Below are 22,847 nucleotides of genomic sequence, written 5' to 3'. Positions count from 1 at the left end.
ATTGGTGTCAGCCACACGTGAAGTGACGTCAAACGATTTATCCGGTTTTATCATTCTTTCTTTTCGAATCGTTCAAGCCGCGCGCGCAGTCTTTGCAAGCGCTCAATCCGCACTCCAGCTCGGCATCAAACGCCCGTGTTCATCGAACCGATACCGGTGCTGTGCCCACCCAACGCCGAACAGGACGAGTACCTGGTCGTAGTAGGCGAGCGGCTGCCTCGCATCGTTGGCCGCGGCCCGCATGGCCGCGATTCGCTGCGCCTGTGCGGCGGCGTCGGTTTCGTCGCCAAGTGCGATCAGATACGGCACCAAGGCCGCCGAAAAACCCACCGGCCCCGTACCGGCCGTCTCGCCCGTTTGCGTCGCGACACGTTCGGGCGGCACAGCGGCCAACTTCACTGCCCGGCGCATTCCGTCAAGCGCCGCCAGCAAAGGTTTCGCGAGCGGATCGCGCGGCGAAGTCAGTCCCGCCCATAGGTACGTACGTATCGCATCGTAGCTGCCGATGTCGCCTTTCACGGGATCGATGCCCGCGTTGCCCGGCGCCCGCCATGCGAGCCAGTCTGGCGCAAAGCCTCGCGCTGACGCGGCAGCGGCGAGCCGAACCGTATTGGCCGCGATGTCCGGCCAAGGGCCGCCGGCATCTGCGACCTCGAACCGTCGCAAAAGCGGCAACGGCAAATAGCTCAGATTGAGGCGCCATGCGCCATCGTCCGTGGCGAAGCCGTGCCCTCCCGGCAGGAGCATGGGGCCCAGCCCCGGCAGCTCGGCGGTTTCCGCACTGCGCATATGCGCCAACACCGCACGCGCCGTGTTCGTGTATTGCGGCGCCTGCCAGAGCCGCCCGGCTTCGAATAGCGTGTACGCGATCCAGGCGTCGGCATCGGCTGCGGAATTGGCATCGATCACGCCATAGCCGCCATCCGATTTGCGCCCCCACTGCCACGCCGGCAGCTGTGCGTCGAGTTTGCCCGCGCATAGATTGTCGGCCGTCCATTTGAGGACGGTATCGAACGTCTTGCGATCGTTGGCGACCAGTGCAAAGAACAGCGCGTAGGATTGCCCCTCCGACGTGCTCTGGTAAATCGAGGTGGTGCGATCGACGACCCGACCGTCCGCCTGAACCTGCGTCTTCACGAACGCATCCCACGCCGGCCACCTCGTTTGCGCGACGGCCAGCGACGTCGTGCATGCGAGACACGAGGCGACGCCGACAAGGCGTTTAAACCGCAGGCCCGGCAAGCGTAGCGGCGCAACAGCAAACGCATTCAGCGCCATCCACATGGCGCGCGCAACGGGAAAAGACCGATTAGTCGTGATCGTCATCGAGTCGCAGATAAAAGTCGCGTGGGCTGCGGGCCACGTCGCGACTGAAAACCGCCGCGCGCGGCGACAGGAAATAACGCACGAATGCCAGCGCGGCGAACTGCTTGTCGCGGCCCGGTGTCACATTGGCGTCGCCAAGCACCCCCGCTTGCCACCGCGACGAGAGCCGGAACGTCGCCGCAAGCCGCAAGTGGGCGTAAGGCCCCTGATCTTGACTGCCGGTACAGACGAGGCGGCTTGCGTTGGCGAAGGCCGCTTGCGCCGCATTCGCCAACCCATCCGGGAGCGAACGGGGGAAACACGGCACGCTGTTCTGGTGCGACACGTTCCATCCCGTTTCGACATTGCCCTGCCATTGCCAACGCCGCCCTTCCTGCGATAGCCACTGCAGCGCAACGCCGCCGCTCAGGGAAGACTGCGGACTATAGTAGCCGCCCTGCCCCCACGTATAAAAGTTCTCGTTGCGAACGTACCCGAGGTAATGGAATGCCGGGCCGATACTGAAGTAATCGAAGTGCCGCAATTTCAGATCGTAAGCGGCCGAAGCGTCGGCCGAGCCGCCGAAGTTACGCACGACGTTCATGCCCGTCAACCATTGCAGTTGCGCACCCGCGCTGACGTTCCAGCGCGGCGCGACCTGCCAGCGGGCCCGTGTGCCGATTTCCGTGCGCTGCACCGCCCCCCAGGACGAGCCGTCCGGCAATCTCATGCCCCGCCACGATAGCAGCGAATCGCGCACGGGTTCGCCAGTCCCGAAAAAGGCCGACCAGGCGCCCCATCGCGCGTCCTGACCGACTGCCGCGCGGACATTGGGCGTGAGCCCGCCAGGGCCGCCTTGCACCGCACCGCCGGCAAGCTCGACATTCAGCCGCTGCTCCGCCCCGAGACGCACCGTATCGGAGACCAAGGCCTGCAGCTCGTCGGCCCGCACCGTGCCGCCCAGCGTCTTGCGCTGCACGAAGTCCTTCGTGGCGCCTTGGTCGGCCATCGCTGCGAGGCCCGGCACCGTCTCGTCGAGCGAAGCGCTTCCCGCATCGAGAAAGAGCGTTCGGTACCGCAACTCGAACTGCCGCGTCCCGTCGATCCACTCGCCGCGCACTGTCGGCGCAAGCACATCGAGCCGGCCCTGTGCGGCAGCACCGATGTGATCGCTCCAAGCGAGGCCCGCCGAGACCGACGCCGCGCCGATACCGGTCAGATCCGCAGGCACTCGGCGCAGCACGCGTTGTGCGTCGACAGGACCGTCGAGCGCCGTCTGCAATGCCGCGCCCGATTCGACAAACTGTTTGCTGTAGAAATCGCGTTCGGCGTCCAGCGCGGCCACGTAGCGGCGAAGCGGTCCCGCATCGCCGGCCGCCGGGCGCGCGTGGGCACCAGCCGCCTGCATCGCGAGGGCCAGCCCTTCGGCGCTGTCCTCGTCGTGCCGGCGAGCGTAGCGCGCAGAGAACTGTGCGGCCGCATCCCGATACCGCCCGAGCGCATACAGCGCCCACCCGCGCGGCAGTTCGGTATCGGCTGGCTGCAGGCCTTCGCGTTCCGCCGTATCGAGCCATGCAAGGCTTTGCGCGTAGCGGCCTCGCCGATAGGCTTCGTTCGCCTGGGCCAACGCGATTCGTGCTCGGGCCGCGCGCGCGCGTGGATCGTCGCGCAGCGCTTGCGCGGCGAGCAATGCGCTCGCTTCATCGTAGGCGCGCTGCTCGATGCGGACATCGGCAAGGCCGAACGTAGCGTCGGTTGCATTCGGGTCGAACGCGAGTGCGGTTTCGAACCAATCGCCCGCGGCATCGGTCGCACGATGCGCAAGCGAGATCCACCCGGCGAGCGTCGCCGTGCCGGCGTCATGCCGGGCCCGGATCGTCGGAGCAAGCGCAGCGAGTTGCCGCGCTGCCGCCTCGCTATCGGTCGGCACAGCGGCCAGTTCGGTGACGGCACGGTCGTAGCGCAGCTTCTCGAACGCCGCCTCGCTCTCGGCGTCGCGCTTACCCGACGCCGCTTCAAGCGCAATCAGCGCCTCCGCCTCCCGAGCAGGCAGCTCGTGCTCGGCGCGGTAGAGCGTCGCGATGCGATTGCCATCGGGCGTGCAAGCCGGCACGATCGAACGATAGAGCGAGGCCGCTTCGCCGATCCGCCCCGCAGCGGCAAGCACCGCGCCCGCTCGCCAAACGCGATCGACGTGGGCACAGCCAAACGCGTCGGGGTCCTGCGCGAGCAAGCGGGCGATCGCCTCGGCATCGCCGCCGGCAAGCCCCCCCGCAACGCGCGCGTCGCGCTCGCGCAGCGCGTAGTCCGCGGCCAGTGCCGGTGCCGGGTGCCAATCCGGGAATCGGCGTTTCAATGCGGCCAGCGTCTGTCTGTAGTCCTCGAGCCGGTTTGCTTGCAGCAGTTGCCATAGCGGCCGGTCGTCCGGCGCGGTCGCGGTATCCGCGCCGACCGAAGTCACGAGAGGCGCGGGAGCCAAGGCCGATGCTGGCGCGGCCGCCGACGAGGCCGATGCGGGCGCGATCACGACATCGTCCGCCACCAGATTGCGCTGCGGAGCGTGCGTCACACGTGCGAGGCCGAGCGCCGAACGGTGGCTAGCGAGGTCGCGCTGCGCCCCTCGCACGACGTCTTGACGCGTCGGCCACGCCTGCTCGGCAGCCGCGCGCGGTCGCCGCGTCACGTCGACGAGATTCGCCTGCGCGCCCAGCACGCGCATCGGCGATGCAAGCAACAGCGCTGCGAGCGCGGCGTAACAGGCCAGTGCCTTACTTGCGCGCGTCACGGTGCCGTTTCAAATTTTGTCGCCTTAGCAAGAGCGCCGTGGTCGCGGCCAGCGCCGCAAGCAGCACGACGAGCGCAACGTAGCCGAACCAAGGATGGTTCGAGACCAGGAAGCCGAGGTGATCCCACACACCGGTACTGCCGAATTCGAACGTGGAGCCGACACGGGCCGTCCACCATTTTCCCTGTCCGACATCGAGCAGCGAGACATCGCCTTCGAGGCCGCTCCACAGCCCCGGTTCGACAAGGCGATCGACGCCCTGCGCCAGGTCCGACGCGCTCGCCGCAGTAAACAGGGTCGTCGCCCTCCCCGACGAATCGCGGTACTGCATGACGAGCACTTGCCCCGCGAGCGGCAACACGCCGCGCAACGCCACCTCGCCCGACGCGGTACCGCGCGGCGCTGCGTCGGCCCGGCCGACCAGATCCCACGGTAGCCAGCTCTCGGCATGAGCCTCGCCGGGCACGAGCGAATCGGCAAAGCGTTCGCTACGTCCCGGCTTCCACGGTGCACCGACGAGCGCTTGCGCCGGGAGCGCCGGCGCCGCACCCATGACGATCGTCTGACGCGCCGCCGCCGGCGCGCCGAACGTGATCTGCGCGCGAGCAAGCGGCCCCCCGGCCTGCTGCGCCAACTTACCGGTCAGCGCCCAGGCAGCGGCAAGCGTATCGTCGTCGCGCCCCGCAACGGTCAGCGCCAAATCGCCGCCGTCGGGACGCGCGGTATACGGAAACCCGCTTTCGGCAAACCGCGCGAGGTCGGGCAGCGTCGTGAAATGCGAAGCCGGCGGCAGCTTGATCGTCGAATCGTCGAAGATCGTGAGCAGCAAGTTTCCCGTCTCCGGCAGCGTACAGCGGTCCGAGATCAGGGGCACCAGCACCGGGCGCAACGAGAGCGTGTTCTCGCCGGCGCGGAAGCTGCGCAGCGGGATATTCACGCGATAGTGCCGAATGACGCCCCCTTCGCTGTGATCGAGCGCGATCACCTGTTCGAAGCGATCGTTTAGATAAAGATTGAGGACCGAATCGCCGCGCATCTTCGCACCGGCGGTAAAGTTCAAATCGATCGAAACTTGGGCGTCCTCGGGCGCATAGATGTCGGCCGGCAAATCGATGCGCATCTCGGCGCGATCGTCGGGACCGAGCGTGCGCGAATGGAAATCGAACGAGCGGAACGTGCGCGGTGCGGTTCCCGCCAGCACGCGCGATGTCGACCAGGGGGCGGCGGCGCCCTCGTCGAGCGCATCGACAGCAAGCTCGCCCGAGTGCGGCAACGGCAGTTCGCGGTGCGCGAAAACCCGCGCGGCGCGTTCCACTTCAGCATCGTCGCGGCCGGTCACGACCAAGAGGAACCGATGCGGATCGCCGGGCTTCGGATAGAGACCGAGAAAGGCCCCCGAGACCTTGGCAAGCACTTGCGGATCCAGATAGGGACGCAACTGCTCGCGAGTGCCGATCAAAAAGACATCCGCGCCATCCAGCTTGCCGAGCGCGAGCCCTGGCGCGACGCCACCGCCGGTGCCGGCTTGCGCATCGAGCACACGCGCCGGCGCGCTCAGATACCGCAGGCGCAGCGCAATGCCCTGGGCGATGAGACCGCCCGTTGCCAACTGCACATCGTTGACCGGGTGCGACGCGTCGACGATCTCGAACGAGCGCGTCCCCCACTGCTTCGGATCGATCAGATCGTCGAGATCGGACAGGCGCGGGTTGGCAAGCGGCATGAGCGCGGTTTGCATGCGCAGCGTCGAAGCGCTCGTGTCGACTTCCGTCCACAGTTCGGGGGCGTGCGGGTCTTCGCAGTTCTCGGTCGCATGCTGCGCGGCCGCAAAGGCTAGCGTGTTGTAGCCGGGACGCAGCAGCTCGGGCGGGATGCGGATATCGGCCGTCGTTTCGGGCTGCTTGGGCGACAAGGCAAGCTGCGCGACCGTTGTGCCGTTCACCCGGACAGCCAGTTGCGATCGATCGGCCAATAGCGAAACGGAATTGGTGACGACGAGGTGCAGCGTCGCACTTTCCGCCTGCTCGCGCGCCGAAAGCGGCAGGCTGATCGAAGTAGTGGCGTGCGCGCCGGCGAGCCGCAACGGTCCCGACAGGTTATCGAGCGTGGCGAGCGAGATCGGCGCCTTGCCAACGATCGCTTCACCTAAGGCGGCGACGGACGATGCGGCCGCTATCGGCGCGGCGTGCGTTTGGGTGGCCGGTAGTGCGGCCGCGGACGCGCCGGGCGCCCAGACGGCGCAGCACGCGATCAGCGGCAAACTTGCGCGGCGCACCGCGCACAGAAGTTGGACAGCGTTCATCACTGGCTTGGCAGCCCCCGAAAGACGCGCGCATAAAGACGCGCGGAGAAGAATAACGGCGCGCGCAGGTGGCGCTTGACACCGGAAAAGAAAAGCCGCGAGTGGACCCACGCGTGGACCGTACCGAGCGAAGCAACCATCGCCAAACTGCGCAGGATGCCGATGCGCCGGTTACGGCTCGCACGGAAATCGCGCCAACGACTGCTGTCGCCGAACACGAGCGCGACTTGTTCCGCACGACCGGCCACACTGTCGTCGCAGAACTGCGTGCCGAGCGCGAACGCCCCATCGGTCGCGGGCAGCACATTGCGCACGACGAGCGGAACACGGCACTTGCGCGCAAGGGCTAGCGCGAACACTTCGATGGTCACGATGCTGCCCGGTGTCGGCTTCACCGCGTCGCCCTCCTTGACGACGAGCTTGACGCCGCCCGCCGACATATCGACGATTTCGCACGCTAATGCGGGGCGACCGTCGCCGGCTTCGATCTGCGCGGCGAGACTAACGGGCACGCGCGGCACGTTGCGCCGTTGCTTGCGCTCGTTGAGCACACCAATGCATGCGTTCAGTTGAAGCAGATTCAACGCGATCCAGCAGAGCGAAGACGTGACGACATCCGCATGCGGATCGTGATGCAGGAGACGCCAGATACCGACGATCGCCCCCATGACGATGAAAGCATAGACGACGTAAAACGGCCCGGCCAGTTCCGAGATCGTGTCTTCCTCGATACGTTCGCCCTTTGGCGTCACTTTGAAGCTCGGCGCACGCGGATTCAGGACAACCGAGATCACGGCACGCAGCGAGAACATGGACTGCAGCAGCTCGTAGACTTCGGAGATCAGCGTCCAGCGGTAACGGCCGAACAGAAAATCGCTGGTCAGGATGGACGCAACGAGTTGCGGCAGGCCGTAGGCAAAGAATTGCGGAATGGTTGCGTTATAGAACTGCAGGCCGAACACGAGATACATCACGGGCGCGAACAGGAAAACCAGGCGCGCGTAGCAAAAGAACCAGAAGAACGCATTCGAGAAATAGCAAAGGCGCTGCGGCAGCGATAGGCCTTTCAGCCGCAGCGGGTTGCGCAGCAGGAAGATCTGGATCATGCCCTGCGCCCAGCGTGCGCGCTGGACGATGAAACTCGCGAACGTTTCCGGTTGCAGCCCCGAAATAAGCGCTTCGTTCAGATAGACGCTACGATAGCCGCGCGCGTGCAGCGCAAGGGCCGTCTCCGCGTCTTCGGTGATCGACGTGCCGGACACCCCGCCGATTTCCTCGAGGCAGCGCCGTCGCAGCACGGCTGCGGAGCCGCAAAAGAACGCCGCGTTCCAGAAATCGAGCCCCTTTTGCACCGCCGAGTAAAACATTTCGTTCTCGGGCGGCATTTTGCCGAACATGCCGAGGTTTTTCTCGAGCGGATCGGGATTGATGAAGAAGTGCGGCGTCTGCACGAGGAAGAGCTTGTCGTCCCGCTGGAAGAAGCCGACGGTCTTCTCGAGGAAATCGACGGTCGGTACATGGTCCGCGTCGAAGATCGTGATCAGATCGCCATGCGTGTGCGTCATCGCCGCATTGATGTTGCCGGCTTTGGCGTGTTCGTTGCGCGCCCGGGTCAAATACACACCGCCATGGCGCTCGGCAAGCTTGCGCAGCGCGCTAGCGCGTTCGCGTGCCGCGGCGGCTTTCTGGGCGTCGGGCTGCGTGCACTTCTGTTCGGTGCCGCCATCGTCGAGCAGATAGACGTTCAAGCGCTCACGCGGATAGCGCATATTCAGCGCGGCGCGCAGCGTGACTTCGAGCAGCTCGGGCTCCTCGTTGTAAGTTGGAATGAAGACGTCGACGCGCGGCAGTACAGCACCGGGAATAAGCGGCGCGCTCGCGCGCTCGAGCGGACGGCTATTGACGAAAAGGCCGAGCAGCGTGACGACGATGCCATACAGTTCGGCCCCGTACAGCAGAAACATAAAGACGGCATCGGCTAAACCGTTGTAGCCGAGCGTTTCCGTCGTGCGCCAGTAAAGGTAGCGCAGCGTGAGAAACGCCGAGCACAGTAGGAAAAACAAACGCGTGCGCTCGTGGCGAGCACCTTCGAGCCGCGCCCACTGTCTTAGCACGAGCATCGCGGCAACGACGGCAAAGGCCAATGGGAACTGCGCGCGCAGATCGAGCTTGATGAAGACGAACGGCGCAAGGCCGACGATGACCGCCACCCAGGCTGCCATCGGCACCCAATTTGCCGCTCGCGGCCACGAGCGCGCAGGGCGCGCCACGTGTACGAGGGGGTTGACGTCTGTCTTGAGCATCGATTACCTGGGCTGTCTCGGATCGTTCATGGTCTATGCGCGCGACGGCAAATGCATACCGCGCCGCATGCCGCGTTTTTGCCCGAGCCTAATATCGCAATCCGAAGGATCCAGTCGATATTTTCTTAAGCAATCAACGCAGGGCAATCGACTACGATTGCGCATGACCGAATAATCGGCAAACCCGATTGAGATCTCAAGGGCGATACTCAGCAATATCTTGTAGGATTATCCTGAAACGCGTGTGCGGATTTTCCACGGGACTGTAGTTGAGTACGACGAATGGCATCGGTTTCAGGTGGTGACGGGCTGCCAGAAGGCCGCCGGGCTTGGGCTTAGGCCTCGGTGAGCTGAATATCGGCTCCGGCGATTCGGTTTAGTTTTGCGAGCCGGATCGGGGAAGATAATCCCTTGTGCGAACGCCCGCGACTCCGGCAGTCATTTTACGAATCGAGCTTATTCGCATGCGCTCCGCGCGATCAGCTTGATTCGGAGGAGCCGATTGTCGATGTTGCTATAGAGCACGTGCAACGTGTAGCGATCGAAATGCCAGACGGCATGCCCCGTTAGTATGGAGTCCGATTGTTGAACCGGCGGCGAGGAAATCTTCTCGAACAGGACCGTCGGGCTATCCATTACCGTAGAAGATCATGGCTGCGGCTTACGTCTGCTTTAGCGATATCCGCCTATATTTCCCCCTGCCCCGCTCTTGGGCGACCGCTATGCTTTCCCGTCCGCAATCGATCGTTCCTCGATACCGCCAGCCCTCTCTCAACGGCGGTGGGCATACCCTGTACCCTGCACGTCACCAGTTGGACGCCCGTGAGCGCGGGGTCGCCCAACACACCGGAAGAGTCCCCTGAAACGACACCGCTTCTTGCGCGCGAAACGCTCAAAGATGCCGCGTTTCGAGGGGCGCGTTGCCCCAGTCGTTCGCCAGCCCGTTGGCGTATGAAATAGGCGCATTCAAGGCTTCGTTCAAGTCGAAGTCATCGATGCACATGATGTTCACATTGATGTATGGGTAGCCCGAAAGACGCCACAGCGATCGATGACCGGCATCGGTCCACTGCGACAGCTAGCCGCCGCGATATCGCACACGGAGTTCCGCGGCCCGCTTATCGAAGGCGGATTCGAGGCATTGCGCGTTCACGCAATCATGCACAACGGATTCGAGCCAGCGCTCTTGCTCGAGCCGAATCCCGGTATCGACACCCCCCAGTCGCCGTTGAGCCGCTTGATATTCCCCGAGTTCGCGTTGGTAGCTTCCCGCCACATCGGGACGCTGACATACGATCTTGCCGAAGAACGTTCCATCGTCTTTGCAGGCAATGCCGCCGGCATTATTCGTCGTGTCCGCTGCCACCGCTGCGCTCGGCAGCTCAGGGTTGGCCGGCCGAAGTGCAACGATAGGCCGTGCCGGCATTCGATTCGGGTGCTCGTTGGGTGCCTGGAGGGTTGGATTGGACACCCCGTAAGCAGCAGGAGTGACGCCGTCACTTGCCCGCATGTGCGCGAGCAGATCTGGAAGCGAAGTCGACCGACCCAGTCTTTGCTGTCGCTCATAGCGGGCGATCGCCGCAGTCGTGAGGGTCCCGAAATTGCCGTCGGCGCGACCACGTAGATACCCATGCGCAATCAGGAATCGTTGTACGGCCCGGCGAGTATCGGCTGGCGATTCCGCGCCGGCCGACGCACTTGGCGACGGCGTCGAGTTTGCCAGTTCAGCGAAGAATCGGTTAGCACCGAGCCCTGGCCACGTATGCGCAGCCGCATAGTTCAGGACCGGTGTCGTCACTGTCCGGATAGTCGGGAGCCACTGCATGGCTGCCGCCGCTCCATAGAGGGCACCAATTAGCGACGCGGACATGGCGAACAGGCAAGCCCCCTTGAGCGGAGCCCAATTGCGACCGCGCTGCCGGCCTTTTTTTCTGCTTCGCTTGCACGCGTCCTATTTCTCGCGAGATCCAGCAGTAGCCAGGGATCGCCACAAGCACGGATGCGTTTGCGGACAGAGATGCGTCAATTCCGGCAGACTGCGCATCGATTGGGGAACACGGCTCCGCTCGATATCAGTGAACCCACGGCGCGCAAAAAAAACATACGCCGATTCATCGTTGGGAATGAGATACAGTGCCCGGACGGACCGACTTTGCGCTAGCGCCAGCGACGTGTCGACAAGACGGGAACCCAACCCCGATCCGCGTAATCGCGGATGAACCGCGACCGAACGCAGTAGCGCCATATCGCCAACCAGTTCTAGGCCGGCAACGCCCACGATCTCACCGCCCTCCATCGCGACATGGAACGCGCGTAAACTTCCCTCGGTCAGGTCGCTAGCGGGAAGCCCGCAGGCCGCCAGCAAGGCTCGGATACCCCCGAAATCAGCGACAGTTGCCTGTCGAATTGTGCAGTCAGCCTCGTTCATACCACCCCTTGGACGCATTGACGATTTTCACGACCAGCAGCATGACGGGCACTTCGATGAGAACGCCGACTACGGTAGCCAACGCCGCCCCGGACTCGAAGCCGAACAAGCTAATAGCGGCCGCCACGGCCAGTTCGAAGAAATTGGACGCACCGATCAACGCCGACGGGCAAGCTACATTATGCTTCTCGCCGACAGTGCGATTGAGCCAGTACGCCAGCGCGGAATTGAACAACACTTGAATCAGAATCGGCACCGCAAGCAGTGCGATGACCAACGGCTGCTTGAGAATGGCATCACCCTGGAATGCAAATAGCAGCACCAGAGTGGCCAGCAGTGCCGAGATCGACCATGGGCCAATTTTTGTCATCGCGGCATCGAAGGCCGCTTGCCCCTTCGATAGCAGTGTTCGTCGCCAAACCTGAGCGAGCGCCACAGGGATCGCGATATACAGCACAACCGATGTGACCAGCGTCGCCCAGGGCACCGAAATCGCCGATACGCCCAGCAACATGCCCACGAGCGGCGCAAACGCGAACACCATGACCGTGTCGTTCAACGCCACCTGCGATAGCGTAAACAGCGGGTCGCCATTCGACAGCTTGCTCCAGACGAACACCATCGCGGTACAGGGCGCGGCGGCCAGCAGGATAAGCCCGGCGACATAGCTGTCGAGCTGATTGGCCGGCAGCAACGGGGCAAATACATGGCGGATGAACAGCCAGCCGAGGAACGTCATGGAAAACGGCTTCACCAGCCAGTTGACGAACAAGGTTACGCCGATGCCGCGCACGTGTTGCCCGATTTCATGAAGCGCGCCGAAGTCCACCTTCACGAGCATCGGGATAATCATCACCCAGATGAGTAGCCCGACCGGCAGATTCACCTGTGCCACGGCGATGTGACCTACGACATGAAACACGCCCGGCGCAGCTTGCCCGGCCACGATACCTGCGACGATGCATATCAGCACCCAAACCGATAGATAACGCTCGAAGACGCTCATCGTTGCTTTAGCGGCCTGCTTGCCGGTGTTTTCGCATTGAACGGACATCGCTCGCCTCACAGTCCAAGCGCTTCGCGAACGGCCGGCACTAAACGCGCGCGGATATCGTCTCGGACGGCGATGAAACTGTCGAGCGATTCGCCGTGCGGGTCATGGAATGCGACGTGAATACGCTTTACCGGACGCGGAAAGACGGGACAGCTTTCCTTCGCGTTGTCGCACACGCTGACGACCAAGTCGATCGGTTCGTCGATCACCGCGTCGACGGTTTTGGGAAAGAGGTCCTCGGTTTGCAGGCCAGCCAGCTTCAGTGCCTCGATCGCGCCGTCGGCCACTTTCGGTTGGGGGGAAGTCCCGGCCGAAATCGCTCGAACCTGACCGCTCAGTTCGTGGTTGAGGATGGCCTGGCCCATCTGGGAGCGGCATGAGTTGCCGGTGCAGAGCACGAGAACGGTCTTAGTCATGATGTAATCGGGTGCATCCATTGTGTTTCGAAAAAGTGCGACAGCGAGCCGTGTCTTCAGCGCGGACGAACCCGTGCGGCCAGATCCGCAACGGCCGCATCGACAGGCAGACGTTTCAAGATTGATTTTCCGGAAGTTGCTTGCGAGCCCGGCCGCGCACGGGAGTACATGGATGGCCGCCACAGCAGTTCTCGGTCAGAAATCCCAGCAGTTCGTTCATCGCCGAGTAATTTGCCGAATAGATCATGAAGCGGCCCTGCTGCAGAACCGTCACCAGCTCGGCATGCGCGAGTTCTTTCATGTGAAAAGACAAGGAGGACGGCGCAATGCCCAACTGCTCGGCAATTCGACCGGCGGGCATCCCCGCGGGACCCGCCTGAACAAGGAGCCGGAAGACGGCGAGCCTCGATTCTTGCGCCAACGCGCTCAGCGCGCGGACCACGTGTTTCGTTTCCATGTTTCGATGATATTCGAAATATCGAATAATGCAAGACGGATTTCCACTTTCGCTCGTCACCGGGCGTGCGCCCCCGGGCCCCAGCGCTCGCCAGCCTCAGGCGCTTGCCCGGTTGGCACTCATCAGTCGCTCGCCAACGCCCGCTCCATACCAGCAATAGCAGTTTCGACGTATGCCCTGAAGCTTGCGTCCATCGCTGCGTCCGTGCCGTTCTGCCAGCGAACGATAAACGCCCTGTTGGCCATCGCCGGGAGGTACCTCGCCAGCGTCGGAAACTCGAGCGCCCGGATCGAACTCACCTTCTCCTGCAACTGCGCCGCCCATCCCGCAGGATCGTCCGTCGGCATCGCTGCGAATTCGAGCGTCGAAAAGCCGACCATCGTGGCGATAACGACGTTATACATATCGACAATTCGATCCTCCTTGAACCCAGCCGTAACAAGCACCGTAAGAATTCTGTCGATCATGCCGGGGCTCAAGCTTGCGTTCGCGACGAGGTGCCCGCCGAGCAGCGGCGCTACGTTCGGGTGTCGACGGATCACCTCGCGGCACCGGGAAAACAACTGCCTGAGCCAGTCTTGCCACGACAGGTCGCCGGGTTCGGGGGCAACATCGGCCATCGTGGCTTCGACAACCGACGCGAGCAGGTCGTCGCGCGTCGCAACGTGCCAATACACGGCGGACGGATAGACGCCCAGCGATCGCGCCACATCGCGCAAGCTAAATCCCATGAGCCCGTTGCGATCGATCTGCTCGATCGCGGCAGCCACGATTCTTTCCTTGCTGAGCCCGGAACCGGAAGTCCCCTCTTTCTTCGTGCGCGTGCGCCCTGCCGGGGAAGTCCCGCTCTCGCGAGTTCGACCATTACCTTCGCCCGTGCTGCGGCTCTTTCCGACGGTGCCCGTTTTCTCCGCGCGGGTCGTCTTGCGAGCTGATGTGGTCATTTGCCGGTTCGTCGCCTGAATGCGGTTGTGTGCTGAACAAGGCGTCATTGTAGACCGGGCAATCGAGCCGCCGCCTTTTGCGCGCGCGGCTCCTAACTGCCCGGTTTTCGCCCGACACATAGGGGAACTTGCGCATTCAATTGTACGGTGTACAATGAATTGTAGTTCGTCGTCCCAATCGGATCTATTTCGATTTCGTCCCGGGGGCCGCGATGCCATGTATGAGGACATCTCGATGGAACACGCCAATACATCAGCCCTTTCCACGCTTGCCGAGGCGATCGATCGCGCGGCCCTGCGTTTCACCGAACGCAACCCACGAAGCGCGCTTCAGCACGAGCGGGCCGCCCGGGTCATGCCTGGCGGCAATACGCGGTCGGTGCTCTTTTACACGCCATTTCCGCTCGCCATCGCCCGTGGCGAGGGCTGCCGTCTCTGGGATGCGGACGGTCACGAATACATCGACTTCATCGGGGAGTTCACGGCCGGTCTCTATGGGCACTCGAACCCTGTCATCCGGGAGGCCATCGATCGTGCGCTCGATACCGGCATCAATCTGAGCGGACATAACCTGCTGGAGTCGGAGCTTGCGCGCCTGATTTGCGATCGCTTTCCGGCGGTCGACGCGGTGCGGTTCACGAACTCGGGTACGGAAGCGAATCTAATGGCGATCGCGGCTGCACGGGTCCATACCCGCCGTAACAAGATCATCGTCTTTGCGGGCGGGTACCACGGCGGCGTGCTGACGTTCGCGAACGGCCACAGCCCCGTCAACGTCCCGCACGACCTGTTGATCGCCGAATACAACGATCTGGGGAGCGCGCAGCGCCTTTGCGAATCGCATCCCGGCGAGGTGGCCGCCCTCGTTGTCGAGCCGATGCAGGGCGCGGCCGGTTGCATCTGTGGCGAACGCGAATTCCTGGCCGGGTTGCGCTCGCTTGCGTCGAAGCACGGCGCGCTGCTGATTTTCGACGAGGTGATGACTTCGCGGCTGGCACCCGGTGGGCTCCAGGAAGCGTTGGCGATCGAGCCGGACCTCACGACGCTCGGCAAGTACATCGGAGGCGGCATGTCTTTCGGTGCGTTCGGCGGCCGGACATCCATCATGGATCAATTCGATCCGCGCCAGCCCGGCGCGACACCGCATGCCGGCACGTTCAACAACAATGTCCTGAGTATGGCTGCCGGCATAGCAGCTCTGTCGAGGCTATATACCCCGAACGTCGCGCGGGAAATGAACGCCCGCGGCGATCGCCTGCGCGAGCAACTGAACGCGATTTGTGTTCGGCGCAATGTTCCTCTCCAATTCACCGGAAGGGGGTCCCTCATGAATCTGCAAGCCGGCAGGCACGCCATTCGATCGATCGAAGACCTGCTGCCAGAGGGCAATAGCGTCAAAGATCTCTTCTTTTTTCACATGCTCGAACACGGCATCTATCTCGCGCGCCGTGGCTTCATCGTTTTGAGCATGCCGATCGCCGAGAAGGAAATCGAGCGATTGTTGTCGGCCTTCAATGAGTTCGTCGAGCGCTATGCAAGCGTCCTCGCCTGAAAGCAATGGTTTCGCCGCACAAGGTAGTGCGTTTTGGTAAGGAGCATTGGAATGGAAGATACGGCTGAAAAACGTCTCGTCGGAGACACGCCTCGCGGCGGAAGCGTCATGAGTTTCTACCTCCCGAAAGGCGCGGCGCGACCGCCGCGCATCGCGCGCGGCGAAGGTATCCACCTCTACGACGAGCATGGCACCCGCTATCTCGACGCCACCTCGGGCGCGGTCGTGAGCAACCTTGGGCACGCCAATGGGCGCGTCGTCGCTGCGATGGCGGAACAGGCACACCGCGTCACCTTTGCGTATCCGCGCTTCTTCGAGAGCGAACAGAACGTCCGGCTGGCCGGTAAGCTCACTGAGCTTGCCGGCGAGGGGTTCGATCGTGCGTTCTTTGTCTCGGGCGGCTCGGAGGCGAACGAGGCAGCACTGAAGCTTGCAAGGCAGTACGCCGTGGCCCGTGGGCAAGCCACTCGCTGGAAGGTGATCTCCCGCGATCCGAGCTACCACGGTTCGACACTGGGCGCGATGGCCGTCACCGGCGACTCGTTCACCGAGTCGATCTACGGCCCGATGATGCGGCAAATGCCCAAGATTCCCGCGCCGCTGGCCTACCGGTTGCCGCCCGGCGTGACGGCTGAGGCGCATGCCGCCGCTTGTGCCGAAGCGCTCGAGCAACGGATCGTCGAGGAAGGCGCAGACACCGTGCTCGCGTTCATGATCGAACCGGTCGGCGGCCTCTCGAGCGGTGCGCTCGTGTCGCCTCCGACGTACTACCGGCGGGTGCGCGAGATCTGCGACCGGCACGGCGTGCTGCTCATTCACGACGAGATCATGTGCGGTGCCGGGCGCACGGGCGCTTTCCTGTCCTCGCACCACTGGGAAGGCTCACGTCCGGACATCGTGACGTTGGCGAAAGGTCTTGCCGCGGGCTATACGCCTTTTGGAGCGCTGCTCGCGCCAAACCGGATCGTCGAGACGATCGGCGCGCAAGGCGGTTTTGTTCACGGTCACACCTACTTTTCGAACCCGTTTTCGTGCGCCGTTGCCGAAGCCGTTATCGACGAGGTAGTGGAACAGGGTCTCGTCGAACGCGCTGGGACGATGGGACAGTATCTAGAGCGGCGACTTCGCGATCTGCAGCAGACCTGCCGTCTCATCGGCGACGTGCGCGGCAAGGGTTTGCTGATGGCGATCGAACTCGTTGCGGACAAGGAGACGCGACGTCAATTGCCGCCGGCGATGAATGCGCCGGCTCGCCTGACGAACTATGGGCTCGCGCACGGCATCGCGCTTTACAACCGGCGTGCCAACCGCGGGCAGTTCGGCGATATCCAGCTGATCGCGCCGCCGCTGATCATCACGGAGCCGGAAATCGACGATCTTGTCGAACGGCTCGAGCGAGCGCTGATCGATTTCGAACGCGATCTCGAGCGTGAAGGCGCACTTGACTGACATACAACCGGCGCCTCGCGAGTTGGGGGCGCCGGATGAGAAAAGCAACATGAACATCGCACGCTCATTCGAATCGACAAAGCTCGTTCGCTTTCAACATTGCGACCCGGCTGGCATCGTCTTCTATCCGCAGTACTTCGTGCTTTTCCACGAGCTGATCGAGGACTGGTTCAACGAAGGACTGCGTGTGAATTACGCGGATTTCATCGCTATCCGGAAGTTAGGTGTGCCGACGGTCCGCATGGAGGTCGACTTCGTCGCGCCTAGCGAAATCGGTGACACGCTGCAGTTTCGGCTGGCCGTGAAGCGGATCGGCACGCGTTCCATCGTGCTTTCGCTCGCAGCATTCGCCGGTGACGCGCTACGCGTGCGCGTCCGGCAGACGATTGTTCTGTTCTCGCTCGAGCGGCGCGAATCGGTCGCCATTCCAGATGATCTTCGCCAGCGCCTCTCGCTATTTCTGGGTGAAGAGGCCACGCAGTCGAAGGACGCCTCGCGACCGGCGGCTCATGACGACCCGGAACAATCCAACTTTTCACGGAGACATTGAAATGGCTACGAACAAGGTTATCGTCCTCGTCGCACCGACCGGAGGGATGGCATTCAAGTCGCAGAACCCATACTTGCCTACGCAGCCGGACGAAATCGCAAGGGACGTGTACGACTGCTACAACGCCGGCGCCAGCGTCGTGGCCGTGCATGCACGGCGGCCCGATGACGCGGCGACGTGCAACGCCGACATCTATCGCAACATCAACGAATTGATTCGCGCCAAATGCGACGTCGTGATCAACAATTCGACGGGCGGTGGCGTGCATGGCGACATGGTGCGGCAGATCGACGGAGGGATGTGGGATACCGTATGGGAGGAGCGTCTAAAGGGCATGGAAGCCGGCGCCGAGATGTGTACGCTCGACGCCTGCACATTCGTGGCGAGCTTTGGGGGCAAGGAGGTCCTGCTCAATACCTCACCGTCGCGATGCCGGTACTTGGCCGAGGGAATGAAGAAGCGCGGAATCAAGCCCGAGTGGGAAGTTTTCAGCCCGACGCATATCGTTCAGGACGCCACCGCCTTGATCCAGATGGGGCTCGACGAGCCACCATATGTATTCAATCTGGTGATGAATGCGCATCGAGGTTTTCAGAATGCGATGCCTTATAACCCGAAGTCCTTGCAGTTCATGGTCGATCTGTTACCGAAGGACAGCATCTTCTGCGTGAGTGGCATCGGGCCTGCTCAACTCCCTGCGGGTGTCAACTCACTGCTGCTCGGCGGACAAATCATTCGCGTGGGCCTTGAAGATAATCTCTATTACCGCCAGGGGCAACTCGCGCGCAATGTCGAACTGGTAGAGCGCACTGTGCGGATTCTGCGAGACATGGACTATGAGATCGCGACGCCTGCGGAAGCGCGCCAGATCATGGGGCTGCCGCGCAAGGATACCTCGACGAAACCATACTTTTCAGCAGCCTAGCTGCTAGGGAGTAGCGATGAATTGCGGACGGCGACATGAACGTCCGGATCGGCTCCGAGCCGGGGTCCGGACTATGCCGGCCATGGTTGGCTGCCGGCTAGCTCGTCGATCGTCGTAGCGCTTCATGAAAACGGATGCTCGGCCGCATCGGTCGCACGCCACGCGTACTGCCGGACGAGCGCGCCATAGCCGCCGATCACGAAACCCCGACACTTTTTTCGATAGGCTTGACGGCGCATCCGGTAGGCGCGCGGCAGGTGAAACCAGGGAAGCGCCGGCAGATCGTGATGGACGAGGTGAAAGTTATTGTTCAGGAACAATAGCCGCATGGCGAACCCGGCCTCGTTGATGGCAATGCGCGCCTTCGGATCCGGCGCTGCGCGATGTTCGTACAGCGAGCGCACCATGGCGAGCCCGAGCGCCGGCCATGTGACCATGACGAGGTAATACCACCACGGCATGCCAGCGAAGCGCTGAACCCAGCTCAGCAGTAGCACGACGCCCGTACCATGCGCGAGCCACATCGGCGCGCGACGCCAATCGCCGCAAGCGAACGCCCTTACCTCCGCGGCGATCATCGCTACGATGCTTGTAGGCGGGCCAAGCACGATGCGCCCGATCAAGGTCTTGCGCGCAAGCCATAGCGACCTTCTCCAGCCGGGCAGGCGCGCCCAGTGTTCGGCCCGCACGTAGTTCGTCTCCGGATCCATGCCGGGGACTGTCAGCGCCTCGTCGCGATGATGCGCGAGATGGCTATCGCGATAGAGGGCGTAGGGGTACCACACCGCGAGCGGCAGCCAGCCAAGCAGCATGTTCAGCCTCGCGCGACGGGTCGGATGTCCGTGTATGAGTTCATGCTGCAACGACATATGCCACGTACAGAGCAGAACGAGCAACGGCGTTGCCACGGCGATGGACAGGTACCCTGCCCGCAGCGACGTCAACACGCTGTACCAACCCCCGTAGATGACGGCAATCAGCATCCAGGTGGGCCACTCGGTGCGCGCCGCGAAGTCGGCTTGGAGTGCGGCGACCTCGCGGGCGTGATCGGCATCGAAATATTGGGCCATGTTCGTCGAAAACGGGTTCGAGCGGCAGGTCGGGACCGACGCCGCGACCCCACCATACCGAAAGCGCCCTACCCGGCGAACCAACAAATTCGAATTTGCTTATCGGGCCGGCAAGACATCCGATCCCACACGCAGTTTCGCGGTTGACGACTACAATGCGCCCATGAACCGCTGGATCGCCGCCCTTCCGATGTACAACGCGACGCCGCAACACGGTCGGCTATGGCGTTCGCTGCTGGCCGACACGCTTGCCGCTTTCGCTCGCGCGGGTGGGCCGAAACACGTAGACGTGCTCGAGGTAGCGCCCGAGCCGCTGCCGGCATTCTGGCGACGCAACGATCTGCTGCTGTCGCAAACATGCGGATTTCCCTACCGCATGTTGGGTCTGCGCGATGCGGTCCATCTCGTCGCCACCCCGCTCTTCGACGTGCAAGGCTGCGACGGACCGCGCTATCGGAGCGTCCTCGTCGTTTCAACCTCGGCATGGGCGCGCGGTGCTACGGAGCTGGCCGCTTGCTCCGGCCTGCGAGCCGCGTGCAACAGCGACGATTCGCACAGCGGAATGAACGCGCTGCGCCATGCCGTCGCGCCGCATGCGTGCGAAGGTCGCTTCTTCTCCTCGGTCCTATTCACCGGCTCGCATTCGGAATCGTTAAAAGCGTTGTGCGACGCACGTGCCGACGTCGCCGCGATCGATTGCGTCACGTTCGCGCTATTGCGCGACGGCTGCCCCGAACTCATGCGCGGCGTGCGGGTCATTGGGATGACGGCCGCCGCATCGGCGCCCCCATTCATCGCTTCGAATGCCCTGGACAAAACGCGCTTGCACGCATTGCGCGACGCACTCGACCAGGCGGTCGCAATCGATCCGCGTCGCTCGCAATCGCTGCGGCTCCGCGGCTTCGCCAGGCTGGCGGCCGACGACTACGCGGACATCGAAAAGATGGCGAATGAAGCGAGCGCGCACGGCTATCCGGTGTTGCGCTAAGCGGGCAGTGCCGCACCCAGATGGGCGTCCGTTGGCAACATCGATCTGTCGCGCCCTGCGCTAACCGGCATCCTTCGCGAATATCTCTCGATCCCCCGCGCAAGCCGAACTATCGGTTCATTCCATCGCGGTGCGGTGGCGTGCCGAATTGCCTCGCATATTCCCGGTTGAATTGGGAGGGACTTTCATAGCCCACCTCGTAGGCAACGGTCGACGCATTCAAGCCCTTGACCAACATCAACCTTCGAGCCTCGGTCAGACGCAGCCACTTCTGGAACTGCAGCGGACTCATCGATGTGAGGCGCTTGAAGTGGTGGTGGAAGCGGGACACGCTCATGCCCACCCTGGAGGCTAGCTCACCGATTCGCAGAGGCTCACGAAAATGGTTTTTCAGCCAGTCGATGGCCCGAGCGATGCTCTGGTTCTGATCGGCAGTGGAAGCCATCTGCCACACGTGGTTCTTAACGTCGCTGCGAAGTAGGCGATAAACGATCTCGCGCTGTAGCAGTGGGGCTAGTACCGGCAATAACTCGGGCTCGTCCAACAGCCCGATCAGTCGATCCAAAGCAGACAGTAGCCCTGCCGTCGTCTTGCCCAACACGATGCCGGGACCGTTTGCCGCCCGCTCCCGAGGAGGCGGCAGGCCGGTCTCCACGACTATGCTACTGATCGCACGCGAGTCGAGTCGCAACACCACGCTCAGGAACGGCAAGTCGAGCGAAGCCTGCGCAACCTGCATCGCCACTGGCAAGTCCAACGACGTGAGCAAAAAGCGATGCCTGTCGTAGGCGTAGGCATCGGAGCCCAGCCACGTTTGCTTCACGCCCTGAACCGGCACCGCGATGGCGGGTTCCATCAGGCAGTCGAAGGGCGAATCGGCGTGTGTGTGCCGGTGCAAGGTCAGGCCTGCAATCGCGGGCCTGTACTGCTCCGCGTCGCCAGTCCACCGCGCGATTCGCGCCGCCAAGCGGCGCCGATTTGTCTCGAAGTCGTCGTCCATGGGCCCCACTGTAAGAGTAGGCTCTGCCTTCATCAAGAAGATTGGCCTAAGGTCAGGAGGATTAGGCAATTTTCCGGGAGCATCCACCTTCCGCGACCGATCGCGTCGCGCCAAACTGCATTGCGTGCACGACGGGTGTCGTGCCAGGCGTGATCGCCGTTCTGAATACCGCAAAGGAATCCCGATGAAAGCCCATGTGTACCGCCGAAACGGCGAGCCGACCGAAGTGCTCGGCTTCGAAGACATCGCCGCCCCGGCACAACCTGGCCCCAATGAAGTCATAGTCCGCGTCACCAAGCGCATGGTGCATCCGATCGACGACTTGATGGTGCGCGGCTATATTCCCTCGCCGATCCCTGCCGAGGGAATTATTCCCGGCGGCGATGGTGTCGGTGTCGTTGAACAGGTGGGCGCGGACGTCGATCCTGCCACCCGCATCAAGCCGGGTCAGCGAGTGATGCTCTTCCCGGCGAACGGTACGTGGTCGGAGCGCGTGGTTGCACCCGCCATGGCCGTCATTCCCGTCCCGGATGATGTCAGCGATACGACCGCGTGCCAGATTGCCATCAACGGCATCACCGCAATCGTGCTCATGCGTGCGGCACTGGCTGCCTCCGGCGGTGCGCCGTTGCTGGTCACGGCCGCCGGCTCCGGCGTCGGCCGCAACCTGATCGCGCTGGCGCAGATGCACGGTGCCCAGGCCATTGCGCTGGTGCGCAGCGACGCCGGTGCAGCGATCCTGGCGCCCAGCGTTCCCGGCGTTGTCGTCGTCAGCTCGGAGCACGACGGATGGGCGGCCAAGGTGACCGCCGCAGGCGGGCAGGCGCCGGCCGTGGCGATCGATCCGATCGGCGGCGAGATGAGCGCCCAGCTGCTGAACGTGCTCGCCGATGGCGGCACCTTGCTGAACTATGGTGGCCTCGACCCGCGCCCGTCGGCGATCACCACGATCACGCTGGCGGTTCGGCAACTGACGTTGAGGGGTTTGAACGTCTATAGCTGGCTTGCGAGCACGCCTGCGCAACGTGCGTCCGACATCGCCGACCTGTTCGAACTGGCGCGCCGGGCGCCGCAGAACTTTGCCGAATTCCGCGAGTTCGCTTTCGCGCAAGCGACAGACGCGCTCGCTGCGGCCCACGCGACGCCGCGACGCGGGGCGACGATCTTGACTTCGGAAACTTGAACCATGCAGCAGCTCTTCCCTGACCTCTGGCAGACGCAGACGGAACATCCGTTCCACGGCGTCACCTCGCACGCCTATCTGCTGACGCGGCCGGAAGGCAACATCCTGTTTTACGGCACCGGTGTCTTGGAGGAGC

17 protein-coding genes and 2 pseudogenes are annotated in these 22,847 nt (G+C 63.2%); 6 read left to right on the top strand and 13 right to left on the bottom strand.

The window, feature by feature from the left end:
- Positions 1-102: 102 nt before the first annotated feature.
- The 11 genes and pseudogenes from bcsZ to ACTHN9_RS07540 form a co-directional block, all read right to left on the bottom strand.
- A complete protein-coding gene (gene bcsZ, locus ACTHN9_RS07590) occupies positions 103-1,326 on the bottom strand; it encodes a cellulose synthase complex periplasmic endoglucanase BcsZ (RefSeq protein WP_440536143.1) in 1,224 nt (407 codons plus the stop codon).
- The gene (locus ACTHN9_RS07585) at positions 1,310-4,090 is read right to left on the bottom strand and encodes a cellulose synthase subunit BcsC-related outer membrane protein (RefSeq protein WP_440536142.1); all 2,781 of its coding nucleotides are present in this window, start codon (positions 4,088-4,090) and stop codon (positions 1,310-1,312) included. The genes bcsZ and ACTHN9_RS07585 overlap by 17 nt, the downstream gene beginning before the upstream one ends.
- Positions 4,074-6,392 carry a cellulose biosynthesis cyclic di-GMP-binding regulatory protein BcsB gene (locus ACTHN9_RS07580; protein ID WP_440536141.1) on the bottom strand — a complete coding sequence of 773 codons (2,319 nt, stop codon included), beginning with the start codon at positions 6,390-6,392 and terminating at the stop codon, positions 4,074-4,076. Before ACTHN9_RS07580 ends, ACTHN9_RS07585 begins: the two co-directional genes overlap by 17 nt.
- Positions 6,392-8,695: a UDP-forming cellulose synthase catalytic subunit gene (bcsA, locus tag ACTHN9_RS07575; RefSeq protein ID WP_440536140.1), complete on the bottom strand. Its 2,304-nt coding sequence runs from the start codon at positions 8,693-8,695 to the stop codon at positions 6,392-6,394. Before bcsA ends, ACTHN9_RS07580 begins: the two co-directional genes overlap by 1 nt.
- 1,078 nt (positions 8,696-9,773) lie before the next feature.
- A complete protein-coding gene (locus ACTHN9_RS07570; RefSeq protein WP_440536208.1) occupies positions 9,774-10,121 on the bottom strand; it encodes a hypothetical protein in 348 nt (115 codons plus the stop codon).
- Positions 10,122-10,253: 132 nt separating this feature from the next.
- Positions 10,254-10,520, bottom strand: a pseudogene (locus tag ACTHN9_RS07565) (peptidoglycan-binding domain-containing protein); the annotation flags it as partial.
- Between the two features lie 126 nt (positions 10,521-10,646).
- The gene (locus tag ACTHN9_RS07560) at positions 10,647-11,123 is read right to left on the bottom strand and encodes a GNAT family N-acetyltransferase (RefSeq protein WP_440536139.1); all 477 of its coding nucleotides are present in this window, start codon (positions 11,121-11,123) and stop codon (positions 10,647-10,649) included.
- Positions 11,110-12,177, bottom strand: a complete 1,068-nt coding sequence (arsB, locus tag ACTHN9_RS07555) for an ACR3 family arsenite efflux transporter (protein WP_440536138.1) — start codon at positions 12,175-12,177, stop codon at positions 11,110-11,112. The genes ACTHN9_RS07560 and arsB overlap by 14 nt, the downstream gene beginning before the upstream one ends.
- 8 nt (positions 12,178-12,185) lie before the next feature.
- Positions 12,186-12,593 (bottom strand): arsenate reductase ArsC, encoded by a 408-nt coding sequence (locus tag ACTHN9_RS07550; RefSeq protein WP_440536137.1) that lies wholly within the window; start codon positions 12,591-12,593, stop codon positions 12,186-12,188.
- Between the two features lie 115 nt (positions 12,594-12,708).
- Positions 12,709-13,050, bottom strand: coding sequence for an ArsR/SmtB family transcription factor (locus ACTHN9_RS07545; protein WP_440536136.1), 342 nt, complete (start codon positions 13,048-13,050; stop codon positions 12,709-12,711).
- A gap of 122 nt (positions 13,051-13,172) precedes the next feature.
- Positions 13,173-13,994: a TetR/AcrR family transcriptional regulator gene (locus ACTHN9_RS07540; protein WP_440536135.1), complete on the bottom strand. Its 822-nt coding sequence runs from the start codon at positions 13,992-13,994 to the stop codon at positions 13,173-13,175.
- A 235-nt stretch (positions 13,995-14,229) separates the two neighbouring features.
- Between ACTHN9_RS07540 and ACTHN9_RS07535 the strand changes: the two genes are divergently transcribed.
- Genes ACTHN9_RS07535 through ACTHN9_RS07520 form a run of 4 tightly spaced genes read left to right on the top strand, consistent with a single transcriptional unit; the run spans position 14,230 to position 18,470 of the window.
- On the top strand, positions 14,230-15,546 hold the full coding sequence (locus ACTHN9_RS07535; RefSeq protein ID WP_440536134.1) for an aspartate aminotransferase family protein: 1,317 nt from the start codon (positions 14,230-14,232) through the stop codon (positions 15,544-15,546).
- Between the two features lie 51 nt (positions 15,547-15,597).
- Positions 15,598-16,995: an aminotransferase family protein gene (locus ACTHN9_RS07530; RefSeq protein ID WP_440536133.1), complete on the top strand. Its 1,398-nt coding sequence runs from the start codon at positions 15,598-15,600 to the stop codon at positions 16,993-16,995.
- A gap of 49 nt (positions 16,996-17,044) precedes the next feature.
- A complete protein-coding gene (locus ACTHN9_RS07525; protein WP_440536132.1) occupies positions 17,045-17,545 on the top strand; it encodes an acyl-CoA thioesterase in 501 nt (166 codons plus the stop codon).
- 1 nt (position 17,546) lies between these two features.
- A complete protein-coding gene (locus tag ACTHN9_RS07520) occupies positions 17,547-18,470 on the top strand; it encodes a 3-keto-5-aminohexanoate cleavage protein (RefSeq protein WP_440536205.1) in 924 nt (307 codons plus the stop codon).
- A gap of 125 nt (positions 18,471-18,595) precedes the next feature.
- Here ACTHN9_RS07520 and ACTHN9_RS07515 read toward each other — a convergent pair.
- Positions 18,596-19,540 (bottom strand): annotated as a pseudogene (locus ACTHN9_RS07515) (fatty acid desaturase); the annotation flags it as partial.
- A gap of 163 nt (positions 19,541-19,703) precedes the next feature.
- On the opposite strand from ACTHN9_RS07515, the gene ACTHN9_RS07510 reads away from it, so the two are divergent.
- Positions 19,704-20,528, top strand: coding sequence for a phosphate/phosphite/phosphonate ABC transporter substrate-binding protein (locus tag ACTHN9_RS07510; protein ID WP_440536131.1), 825 nt, complete (start codon positions 19,704-19,706; stop codon positions 20,526-20,528).
- Between the two features lie 109 nt (positions 20,529-20,637).
- Here the strand turns inward: ACTHN9_RS07510 and ACTHN9_RS07505 are convergent, their stop codons facing one another.
- On the bottom strand, positions 20,638-21,528 hold the full coding sequence (locus tag ACTHN9_RS07505) for an AraC family transcriptional regulator N-terminal domain-containing protein (protein ID WP_440536130.1): 891 nt from the start codon (positions 21,526-21,528) through the stop codon (positions 20,638-20,640).
- On the opposite strand from ACTHN9_RS07505, the gene ACTHN9_RS07500 reads away from it, so the two are divergent.
- On the top strand, positions 21,527-22,711 hold the full coding sequence (locus ACTHN9_RS07500; RefSeq protein ID WP_440536129.1) for an alcohol dehydrogenase catalytic domain-containing protein: 1,185 nt from the start codon (positions 21,527-21,529) through the stop codon (positions 22,709-22,711). The genes ACTHN9_RS07505 and ACTHN9_RS07500 overlap by 2 nt on opposite strands.
- Positions 22,712-22,847 lie beyond the last annotated feature (136 nt).

It is taken from the genome of Trinickia sp., from assembly GCF_051953405.1.
In the GTDB taxonomy this organism is placed as follows: Bacteria; Pseudomonadota; Gammaproteobacteria; order Burkholderiales; family Burkholderiaceae; genus Trinickia.
Note: the sequence above shows the minus strand (reverse complement) of the source record. Positions and strands in the feature narration are given on the sequence as shown.